The following is a 12,154-nucleotide window of genomic DNA, read 5'->3' as shown; positions in this document are numbered from 1 at the left end:
GAATTGTCATTTTTATCTGTTACATTTACAGGAATAAGATTTTGTCCTCATATATTAAATGCTTATACCGATCAAATAATTTCACGTTTAATTCTTTTACTATGTATGGTAATTTAATAAGCATTTTATTCTGTGTAATCATTCTTTTTATTTGAAAGCCTTGCCCGGAAAATTTGATATCTGAAATTTCAATTTCTCCATCTACTATTGTCTTTCCAATTCTTTCGTAAAATAATACAGCTATAGAGGCTTCTTTTGGAATAGCTAAAATTTTTACCATTCTCAAATAAGGATTCGGGAGTGCAAGAAAAATTGCACCGATGAACTCTTTATACATAGACAAATTAAACCCAAGATACTGTTTAGTTAAAGTATCTATATTAAAAATGTCCTGTTCATTTAATTGCTTTAATATTAATTGATTCTCATCAAAACTTGCCCAAATCCTAAATGCAACAGATCGCTTCGGTAAAATATGTTCCAATGGTGTTCGGGGATTTCTTGTATCTTTTGTTAAAATAGGATTCATTTTTTCACTCGAATTTGCTGAATAATTAGAGGGAAGAATTTTTGTTCTATGTAATATTTTTGGATTTCTAAAGTAAGCCAGCCCCTCTTCTGGAGTTCTTGTAAACTTCCTGCTTATATATAATGTTCGATGTTGATCAAGTTTAATATATATAAAGGGTACTCTTTTCCCATTCTTTCTTATCGATTCAATTGCACGAGAAAATTGTTGCTCATTGGGGCAAAGTTCAATAATAGAGAGTAGATTATAGTATGTATCATGTATCCGATGATGTATCCATATTGTAGTAATTTCTGCCCTTGTAAATTCTCGAATTAAAGAATCTAATAACATAACACTCCTCTTTCTTTTATTGAAATTCAAAATGACCATTAAGTAATATTTAATACTATTTTAGCATCTACCTGTTCAATAAAATAAAATGTCCACTAAAATTGACTTTTTTTTACTAGAAAAAAGTAGTATCTCTAAACCGGAAATACCGGTTAGAAATACTACTTTTCTAGGAATTATTTTTTTATTATTTTAAAAGATATCTCTAGGTTATCCTCTGTATTTTTTTCAACTTGAAAATTCAAATGTTTTAAAAGCGCAATACATTGATTTTGTTTATTTGTCATATTGAAATATCCTAAGTACGATAAAATCTTTTCTAAATCCTGTGTAGATTGTTTTTTGTTCGTAACTACTTCTAGCACTTCCCGAAAAAACTTCCTCATCGATTGGTAATACATATCATTTTGTAGGACTTCACTCATATTCTCATATTCTTTGAGGTAATTTTCAGCAACGGAAAAATCCGTTTCTAATATACTTTTATTAATGATATTTAAAAGTAGCAGCGCATATTCATTACGATATCTTCTTAAAAGTTGAAAATTAGTAATTACGCTTTTACTTCGCTTATACACAATATCGATTAAATCTTGTGAAAAGTAATTAATTGAATTGGAAAAAAGCATAATTTCATAATAACCCCATGAATTACAATTTAATAAATAATTACTTAATTGCTCAAATTCTTCAGCAGCTGGTTCCCCTTTAAGTATTCGCAGCATATTACTTACCATAATTTTGTAATGAAGATATTTAATATTATTCGTTCTCTTATATTCCTTACATAACTTTTCAATCAACAATTTTAATCCTTCAACATCTTTTTTGTAGTATGTGGAAGCCATATTACTGAATAAATGAAACTCTACACTTTCTTCTTTAGTATGTAGGACATAAAACTCGTCTAGGGAAATATTTAAGCGGTCCAACAATACAAAAAACTTACTTACTGTTGTATCACTTTCGCCTTTCTCAAAATTGCTGCGAGCTTGGCGTGATAAAAGGTCCATATAAAGCGATTGAGAAGGTATTTTTTTGGCTAGCCTTAATTGCTTAATTGTCTCACCAATACTATTCATTTCCATCCCGTTACACCTCATGTCTAACAATTATTTACAATAATTATAACATGAAAAATTTAATACTATATTTAATAAGTATAATATCATTCCAAATATATGGTATTTAATTGACAGGATTTACGTAAAAAGAAAAACCAGTATTCCCTCCCAAACTTCAGGAAAATACTGGTTTTCCGAATTGAATATTAGTCTTTTAGATCAAATAACTATTTTAACCGTTTCAATAATTGTTCTTTTTCTTTACCATTCGGCAACTCACGTACTATTTTCATTGCTAAATTACGATTTGTCTCTGTTTTTTTCTTCTCATAATTTGCGACACGTGTTTTTGCTTTTGCCATATTGTTATTTACGGTTTTTTTAATTTTCTTCTCGAGCAGGGAACGTTGTTTATCGTCAAATACGGCTTTTATGGATTTCTCGGCATTTGTATAATTCTTCAATGTCTGATCTTTCTCATATGAAGAAATTTTAGCTGTTGCTTGCTTTACTGCAGTTTGTATTTGCTTTTTCATTTTTTCCATTAGCTCAGATTTGATAGATGAATCCGGTAAGCTGTTAATTGAAAATAGAGCATAATCATAATGCTTTTTTGTTGGTTGCTTTTCATATTGTGCTAAGCCATCAATCGCTTTTTTGGCAAACTGTTGCAATCCCTCATTTAAAGCTACTTCAAGCTCGTGCTTCGCCTTAAAAGAAGGAAGTTTTTTTAATTCTTCATCTGCTTTTTTGTAATTATAATTAGTTTTGTTTCTGTTAAATATATTTACAGCATTTGCAGCCGGCTCAATTAATGTATCAATAGCAGCGTCTATTTCCTTTTGTTTGTGGAGCTTTAAATCTGCCGAAACAATTCCTGCTAAGAGGTTGTTTAATTGATTATTTTTCTGCTCAGTAGGGTTTTTCGCAAAGTCTGCTAATATTTGATCGATTTGAGACAGGATTTTTTGCTGTGATTTGTTCCATTCATTTTTTAATGCTAATTTTTCTATTGTATTAGGTAATGTTTCGATTTTACTTAATTTTAAATTTACCGATATGTCACTATTTAGAATTTCATTAATGATTTGATTATCCGGAAGTTGAATCTTTGGAAGTCCATACCCGTATAAAGCATCATATCCAGCATCACCTAAATCCTCTGCAATATAGCGTAACCCTTCGCGCAACTCTGTAGCTGTAGCATATGGATATTGCTCCATTAACAGTGCAAGTAACCCTGTAATATGGGGTGTTGCCATTGAAGTTCCATTATACGTTGCATATTGCCCATTTAAATATGTACTGTAAATCTCTTCACCAGGTGCAGCAAAATCATTCGTATCCCCTGTCCCACTAAATGAAGAACGTTTTAATTGATGATTAATCGAGGCTACAGATATCACTTCATCATGACGCGCCGGGTAATTAATTGTATTCCCCGTACCGCTGTCATTCCCTTCATTACCGCTTGCTGCTACAATCATAATACCGTTGTCAGTAGCTTTTTTTACACCTTCATGAAGCGATTTTGCATATTCTAAATCCCCAAAACTTAAATTAATGATATCCATCTTGTTTTCAATTGCCCAGTCAATTGCTTTTAATACATTGGCTACATCGCCTTTGCCATCTTTTCCAATTGCTTTTAAAGCATAAACTTCAGCATTTGGTGCAATGCCGGCTACACCTGTTCCATTATGCTTCCCAGCAATAATTCCAGCAACATGCGTACCATGACCATGATCATCATCATAGCTATTCCCTACAAAGGTTACCCCACCTGCAATCGTAAGGTCTGAATGGTTTGCAACTCCAGAATCGATAATCGCTATCTTTACACCTTTACCAGTAAATCCAGCATTCCATCCATGTTGGACATCCATCGCTTTTAAATTCCACCGCTCTAATTCAGCAGTCGATAGGTTTGCTAATTTGAACTGATTTTGAATAGAAAATAATTGATTTTCTTCATAAAATTCAATATGTTTATCTTTTGTTAATGCTTGTAATCGCTCTTTAGAAATATTAATTTCCATTAAAGGAAACTGACTATATTCCTTAATGACCAAATCCGATTGTTGTATAATGAACTTCTTATCATTCTCTGTGGCATATTTCACAATAATATTCTGTTGTTCCGAAGCAGCTTCCCCACTAGATACCGGTGTTAACATCATCATTACGAACAACATCACAATTCCTATAAAACCTTTCTTCATACCTTCCACCTCTTACTTAATAAGTATAGATTACCTATATATAACATATCATATTCATAAAAAAAACCCAGCCTCTGCCATTATAATTCTAGAGACTGGGTACTATATTAATATTTTAATCTTCTATAAGAATTCACCATTTATTACTTAAACTCAATATCCTCCGCTGAAGCACCTTTTGTATAGGTAATATTCGCTCCTGCAGGTAAATTACGAATTTCTTTTACATTTTTTCCTTCGATTATAATTTTACTAATTTGCGTACCTTTAAAATCGATAATCGCATTTCCTTTTTTCGGACTGATTGTGACTGTTTTATCCGCAAATCCTACTCCGTGGAATTCTGCATATTGACTAAATACCGCAACCCCGTTTTTAATATTCGTATTTTCTCCTAAAGTAAGAGAAATACTAGGACGATTCATGATTAACTTACCTGTTTTATAGTTTTTATAATTGTACACATTTTCCGGCACGATTGGCTCCGGTGTTTCCTCTTTACCTGCCTTCAAGTCAATTTGAACTAATACTGGATCATGGTCAGATGCACGACCTTGTGCTTCTGTAAAGTTCGCATTAATATGAATTAAATCAATCTCTGTCACATCTGCAAGATTATTCGATACTAAAATATGATCCAGCACTTGATTGTTTCCTTGGAAGTAGTATGTGAAACGATCTTCTTCCGGTGCTTTATCCACCATGTTCGTTAAAATATCGCCTTTTAATGTTTCCAGTGCCGGAGTGAATTCAAAGTCATTCATATCACCTGCTACGACTATATTTAAATCTGGATTATTAGCAAGACCTTCATTAATAAAGTCATTGATTGCCTGTGCAAGCTCAAGGCGTTCTGGTACCGATCCTAAAACTGGTGGTTGTGTCGGTCCCCAAAGCGAATCATCTCCACCTTTAGAATTTAAATGCGCTCCAATAACGACGATCCGTTCTTCTTGGAATTCAAATTCTGCTGCAATTGGTTTACGTGTATCTTCAAATTTTGATGGATCGACAAAACCTGGATTCAATGTCAGGCTTCCGTCGGGTGTCCATGAGTTTGCTTGATCACCCGTTCCTTTAACACTTTCCACAAGTGAAACACGTTCTGGGTTGTATAAGTAACCTACACGAATATTGCCGCCTGGTGCACCGCCAACTGTATTGTTAATCGGCGTAACGTCAGTCCAATCATAAGAAGGACCGCCTGCAGCTATAATTGCGTTAATTAAACGCATATAACTTTCCGATGCATCTGCATTGCCTGAATCAATTTGACCATCATTATCTTGTACTTCTACTAATGTGATAATATCTGGTGACTTCATATTATGCACAAAGCTTGAGGCAATTTTACTTACTTTTTCATCTAGCGTATTGGCACTATTATTCGAGAAATTCTCGATATTATAAGCTGCAACATTCAGCTTGTCTTCTACTGGCTCGAGATGTGTTACTTCTTGCTGAATATTTGCCTTTGTTACTTCCGGGAATATTTTATTCGTATTCAGTCGGTAGCCGTCCGAGAAATTTTCCACAAATCCGATCAGTGCTTCATTAAAACGATCGCCTGATTCATAATTTTTACCTGCTACCCCTTCAAGCATAATTTTCTCCGGGTTGTAATCGTCGGCAGCAATATTTAAACCGCCATTTACGTTAAATGTGTTATTTGTTGTACTTGGTACGACGATCGGAGAATCATTATTATAGATCGGTCCAATTACTCTCGCGTCAGGGAATGATACGCGCATATACTCGATTGATTCCCAGAAATCGATCCCGTCTTCCTGTGGATCAAAAATTGCAAAACTGTCATTATCGATAATTTTGTTTGGCGGGAATAAGTCCTCACCTATAACTAAAAACTCCGGAATTTGATCTGTGCCTGTTTTCGTAATAGTTGTCGCGGAAATTTGCGTATCTTTTAATCTTGAATTCCCGCCAACTTCCACTACTTTGCCGCTTACTTTAACGGCATCTCCTAACACGATACCATGAGCGGTTTTATTTACTTTAATTGCTGTTGATTTTAATCCGTCAAATGCTGAACTTTCTTTTTCCTGCATGATAAAATTAGAAGAATCCAACACAAACGTGACGATCCCCTCGACATCTGTTACCGTTAAATCGGCATATGGGGATGTATGACTCGCCCCTTGAATATCACTAATCGTGGCATTCTCAATATTAATAATTTCGTAAACGAACGTTGCAATGGCACTGTTTGTTAAGCCTTCTTTCACTGCAATCGCTTTAATTGTCATCGGATTATTAATGGTAATTTCACCTGTGTACTGTGTACTTGCTGTAGTTGGCGTTGAGCCATCCACTGTGTAATAAATTGTTGCACCTTCTGTAATTGTCGAAAGTGTTACGTTCGTGCCCGCTGTTACTCCACCAACATGAGAAGCTTGAATGTCCTGAACCTTAGTTGTATCTTCAATGATTCGGATCGGAAGAAGCTGATAATTTGTAAATTGGCCAACGATTCCAGTAATTTCACCGTACGTTTTACCTGTAACCAAACCTGAATTTCTAGTTTTATCATAAATAGCGAATGTACCAGCCGTGTCTGTTCCTGTGAAGTTTTGACCTGATCCAGTAATCGCTACATTTTTTATCGTTACAAGTCTCGATTCATTTTCTTCTGCAATGCCTGCACTTGTTACGATATGTGGCTGTGGTACTACCGATGAAACCGGTGTGCCTACGAGCGTAATATTTGTTAATTGTTTTAATCCACTGTACTCGGCCACTTTGCCTTGAACTGTTACAAGATCTCCCACCTTAGCAGAAAGACTATCTACAGGATAAATTGCAATTGCTGCCCCATCTTCATCTTGGATATGAGCTGTAGCTGTTTCTAGCTTTGCTGTCACAATACCCGAAACGATTACTTCCTCGCCGATTGCTTTATTACGTGCCTCTTCAATGGAAATGGCTGTTGGAGCTGATTTGACTGTATAAGCAAATGTTGCAACTTCACTATCGTCCAGGTCTGTTGCTGTAGCAATTGCTTTAATGGTTGTTGGTTCATTAATTACAATGTTTGATGATACACCATAAACCATACTTTCTGTCGTCGGTTCAGATCCATCCGTTGTGTAATAAATTGTTGCACCAGCTGTCTCTGTTGACAGTTCTATTTCTGTTCCTTCAATAACTTCGCCGGCTACAGGAGAAGCTTTGACTGCTGCTACTTGTGTTGGCTCGTAGTTTTCTACTAATAAAAAACTTTCCGCGTTTAGCGTTTTTAATTGATATGTCCCATTAAAAACTGATGCAATTCCTGTTAATGTCACAACATCATTATTGTTAAATCCGGCAGCTTCAAAATCTGCTAATTTATAACCAGTACGGTAATCGTGACGAACTAATAACTTATTATTTGCAGCGTCAACTGCTTTAAACTCAAATGTTCCAGAAGCACCTGAAGCCACTAACTCTTTTATCCTTACATTTTCGATTGTTACCAGTTTCCCTTGTGTACTGTCATTCTCAATCGGTAAGTTGACAAGTTGAGGTTCAGGGGCTATCCCAGTTGGTAGTTTTTCAATTATTGGTGAATTAAACTGTACCTCCCCACTATTAGCAAATACGCTTGTTTTCCCCGTTATTTTCACACTATCTCCAACAATCAGAGCTCCTGCTTCTCCAGTATTCGAGAAAACATAGATTCCTGCTGATTCATCCTGTACATAGAAGGCTTTTCCTCCCCAACTGCCAGGTTTTGTTGTTACAGTCCCTTGAATTTCTACTGTCTGATCCGTCCCCGCGGCTTCGCGGGCTTCAAAGATTGTTGATACTTTTATGGAAGGGGCGGATGTTTCTTCACTAATTCCAATAGCATCTGTTGTTTCAGCCTTCACAACTGCAAAGTGAGGTAAAATCATGGAAATTACAAGTAAAAATGACAAAGCAATTTTGGAAACGAAATTGAATCCACTATGTTTCATTTGTTTAGCTCCTTATAATTTTTCTCTTTTATTATTAGTTAATTACTGTCTCGCCTTCTACTGTTAATCCATCAATGTTGATATTTACATTAGGCGCATTAATGATGAGGTTGCCTGTAATTGTTCCTGTTCCACCAGTTGGTGCCAATGAATACGTCCCCGTAGCTGCAGGTTCATTGATTGTCACATTCCCAGTTAATGTATGACCATTGAAATCAAGATTTATAAGACTCGTCAAATTAATGTCACCTGTTATCGAAGCTAATAATTTTATTGTTTCTCCCTTTTTGGCTGTTTTTAACGCATCATTCAGTTCTGTTAAAGTCTTTACATTTAGCTTATTGTCATTTATAGGAGGATTAGATGTATCACTTCCCCCACCCGTGTTTGGCGTTCCTGGATTTGGTGTAGGTGTACCTGGTACATTCCCTACAATTACCTTAACTATTTGTGAAGCAATTGCATGATAGTTTTTAATGATTTTTGCTACTGTAGAGCCTGCTGGAATCGACAATTCAGTAATTTCCAACCTTGCACCTAATGTAATTTGAGCATTTGAATTATTGACTGTTAATGTCGTAACAAATCCTTTAATTTTTAACGCTAATTCCGCTGCTGTCGTTAACAGTAATTGACCGATATTAGCATTTCCTTGAACATCAAGTTTTGTTGATGATTCTACAGTCATTTTAGTGACAGTCCCATCTAAACTGATTAATGTCACTGTTGCCGCTATTGTAATCTCAGGTATTACTACATCTGATTCAATTGATACATCGTTGCGCTTCACATGTACTTTTCCAGCACGGGAATTTTTCAATTTTATTTTAGGATCCGCTTTGCCATCATTAGCAAACTTATTAATGATTGAAGCAGTTGAACCTACTACTTGATTATCAACAATTAAATCACCTGTAATTTTTGCATCTTCAAATTCCACTTCTGTCATTACAGCTGAAGTGACTGTTGCATTGCCTGTTAACGATACATTTTTTACCGAAACATAATCAGCATTAATTGTTAATGAACCGATTGTTGCTGTTGAATCAAAAACAACTCGTGATTCAGCTGTCCCGGATTTATTTATTGCTACATTATCAATTTTAGTCAGGACACCATTTTCAATAGTTGCTGTAATTACAGCACCCGTTAAAGCTGTTTTATTTTTCTCAGTAAAGATAGAAGATATGGAAGAATGGAATGAATAAGTAGACCCGTTAATAGCAATTCCCGAAGCTGTATAATCTTCAACTTTAAATGTTACACTTTGAGTAGGTTGTGGCGTTTGGTTTTTTACTGCTTCTGCCCGTGTGATAAATGCGGCCATCTGTCCACGTGTTACATTGGAAGATCCATCAAACAATGTAGCAGTCTTACCCGTTGTGACTTTGTTTTCAAATAAAGCTGCAATTGCTTCTTTATAATCTGTACGGACATCTGTGAAAGGAAGTGCATCTACATTTTCAGCTTTTAAATTTAAAGCATTTGCAATAATTTTTGCTACATGATTACGCTGAATATTTGCTCCTTGGCGGAATGTCCCGTCTTCATAACCATCGATTATCCCTGCCTGTTTTAAGGCTGCAATCGCGCCATAGTATTGGTGAGATGTAGGAATATCTTTAAAATTCGGATTTATTACATTATTTGTATCCAATTGCAGCACGCCCGCAATAATTTTTGCCGCTTGTCCTCGCGTCAAATTTTGCCCCGGTTTAAAAGTACCATCTTGAAAACCGTTAATAATGCCTCGTTCACTTAAACTTTGAATTGCATCGTAAAATTGATGTGTGGACTTGACATCACTAAAACTACTTGCTTCTGGTGCGGCAGGTGCTACTACCACAACTGCTGATGCAGCAACTGCCATTGCTGTTATTGCTTTAAAATAATTCGAAGATTGCCTTTTACTCATAATTATAAAAATACCTCCACTCCGATTTTGAAATTCCTTCAATCTAAACAATAGTAGAATTTTCCTTACTATGTTTCTATTAACAAAATAATTCTAACAGATTTCCGTTTAAAACTATGTAAATTAATGTTAAAGATGTTTTTTTGAGTATAATAGTCTACAAGCAAAAAATCCCATTAGTTAGAATTAACTAAAAATTTACGATAAGGTAATAATTTATTAAAGATAATTTAGTTTTAATAGGTGCAAAGGAGCTTGATAATGATGAGAATTATTACATTTGTAGTGGACGATGACTGGTTGGAGGACGACTGGAAGACCCAAACTTAAGCTTAATCGATGCATCAACATTCTTAAAAATTCCTGAAGTAGAAGGGTTTCCAGAGCTATGGTCCGGTTACAAAGCATATAAAGAGGAGCACATCCCTGGAGCGGTCTATGCTGATTTACCGAAAGACTTCACTAACCCTGAAGGAAAGACACCTTTTACAATTGCTACAAGAGCTTAATACAAATTAACCTCTTTGACATCTAGGAATTATTCGAAATAGAGGGAATAAATCGACAGCACAATTTTATTAAAATTAATAAAATTTCTATAGTTGGTTAATCTATAGAGCGAAAAGGTGAAGTCATATTCATGATTGGCTTTTTCAAAAACTAATGGAGGTTGAGGTATCAAATATGAGCAGAAATTCTAACAAAATCATTGTTAAGAAGGCACGTACTGTGAATAAGTTACAAGTAAATCAGCAACTGCGTCAGAAGTTCCTGCAAGAAGAATTTGGTTCTGAATTACACCCCGATTCAGCCAATCAAATTGCAGAAAAGCGAAGATCTACTGAAGAAAATCAACCTGTCAGTGAACGCACAGCTTGGAACTAGTTTATATTTGAATACATTCAACACATTAAAGAGAAGGAATCAAGGTGTATGTGCCTTGGTTTCTTTTCTTTGTGTAGGGGCGGATGCCCATGAGCAGGTTTCTACATACTCCTTGAAATCAAATGAAATGATCTTCTTTTATTAAGAAAGTCCACTTTTGGGTAATTAGTAATTTCATAGAGAAGTGAGCACTAAATATTCCATACATATCAGATGAACTTACTAGATATTTGTGTTAAAGTAAATTTTATACAAAGACAGTCTAATAATAGTTAAAAGGAGCTTGAGAAAATGAGAACTATTCCATATTTAGTAGATGGCGACTGGTTAGAAGCACGTTTAAAAGATCCGAACTTGCGCTTAATTGATGCCTCTACTTTCTTAAAAATTCCAGAAGGCCAAGGTTTCCCAGAATTATGGTCTGGTTTTGAAGCCTATCAAAAAGAACATATCCCGGGAGCTGCTTATGCTGATTTACTAAAGGATTTCACTAATCATGAAGGCGCGGCCCCATTTACAATTGCAACTCGAGATCAATTTCTGAAAGCAGTGGAACCATTAGGAATTACTGATGATTCATATGTAGTAATCTATGACCGTGGTCCATTAGTAAATGTTGATATATTAGCATCCGATTGGTCAGCACGTTTACGCTGGCAGTTAAAATATGAAGGCTTCGATAATGTAGCTGTACTGGACGGTGGATTCCGTAAATGGAAGCTAGACGGACGCCCTACAGAATCCGGTATTTCGGAATATGTACCTGCACCATTTTCTGGAGAACGCCGTGAACATTTAATTGTCACAAAAGAAGATGTAAAAGCTGCTTTAGGTGATGAAAATATCGTATTAATTAATAGTTTGTCAGAGGCAGATTTCCGTGGCGAAACAATGACATACCCGCGTCCTGGTCATATCCCTGGAAGCAAGCATGCCTTTTTCGGAGCTCATTCTAATCCGGAAACTCGTTTACTTAATGATGATGCTACAATACAAGCAACTTTTGAAAAGTTAGGCGCACTTGATCCAAGCAAAAAGGTCATTACTTACTGTGGTGGCGGAATTGCCGCGACATGGAATGCGTTATTGTTGAATAAATTGGGGCAAGAGAATGTGGCGGTGTATGATGGGTCTTTAAATGAGTGGGCTAGTGATGAGAGTTGTCCGTTGGTGACGGAATAAATTAAATTACGTATTTGTAGTGGTAGCTTTGTGAGGAGAAATCTTTGCAGGGCTTTTTATAATTGTAT

The 12,154-nt window shown here is 35.6% G+C and carries 7 protein-coding genes; 2 read left to right on the top strand and 5 right to left on the bottom strand.

Going from position 1 to position 12,154, the window contains the following annotated elements:
• Positions 1-25: 25 nt before the first annotated feature.
• The 5 genes from MHH95_RS07400 to MHH95_RS07380 form a co-directional block, all read right to left on the bottom strand.
• The gene (locus MHH95_RS07400) at positions 26-862 is read right to left on the bottom strand and encodes a hypothetical protein (protein WP_340726986.1); all 837 of its coding nucleotides are present in this window, start codon (positions 860-862) and stop codon (positions 26-28) included.
• 176 nt (positions 863-1,038) lie between these two features.
• Complete coding sequence (locus tag MHH95_RS07395; protein ID WP_340726985.1) at positions 1,039-1,950, bottom strand: helix-turn-helix domain-containing protein; 912 nt, start codon at positions 1,948-1,950, stop codon at positions 1,039-1,041.
• 203 nt (positions 1,951-2,153) lie between these two features.
• Positions 2,154-4,148 carry a S8 family peptidase gene (locus MHH95_RS07390; RefSeq protein WP_340726984.1) on the bottom strand — a complete coding sequence of 665 codons (1,995 nt, stop codon included), beginning with the start codon at positions 4,146-4,148 and terminating at the stop codon, positions 2,154-2,156.
• A 143-nt stretch (positions 4,149-4,291) separates the two neighbouring features.
• On the bottom strand, positions 4,292-8,104 hold the full coding sequence (locus tag MHH95_RS07385) for a chitobiase/beta-hexosaminidase C-terminal domain-containing protein (protein ID WP_340726983.1): 3,813 nt from the start codon (positions 8,102-8,104) through the stop codon (positions 4,292-4,294).
• Between the two features lie 34 nt (positions 8,105-8,138).
• Complete coding sequence (locus MHH95_RS07380) at positions 8,139-10,019, bottom strand: S-layer homology domain-containing protein (RefSeq protein WP_340726982.1); 1,881 nt, start codon at positions 10,017-10,019, stop codon at positions 8,139-8,141.
• Between the two features lie 684 nt (positions 10,020-10,703).
• Here MHH95_RS07380 and MHH95_RS07375 point away from each other — a divergent pair.
• Both MHH95_RS07375 and MHH95_RS07370 read left to right on the top strand, forming a co-directional pair.
• Entirely contained in the window at positions 10,704-10,904 is a 201-nt protein-coding gene (locus MHH95_RS07375) for a hypothetical protein (protein WP_340726981.1), read from the top strand.
• A gap of 291 nt (positions 10,905-11,195) precedes the next feature.
• Positions 11,196-12,086, top strand: a complete 891-nt coding sequence (locus MHH95_RS07370) for a sulfurtransferase (protein ID WP_340726980.1) — start codon at positions 11,196-11,198, stop codon at positions 12,084-12,086.
• Positions 12,087-12,154: the final 68 nt, after the last annotated feature.

This window comes from Solibacillus sp. FSL K6-4121 (genome assembly GCF_038002585.1).
GTDB lineage: Bacteria > Bacillota > Bacilli > Bacillales_A > Planococcaceae > Solibacillus > Solibacillus faecavium.
The sequence above is the reverse complement of the archived record's forward strand: the minus strand, read 5'-3'. Positions and strand labels throughout refer to the sequence as shown.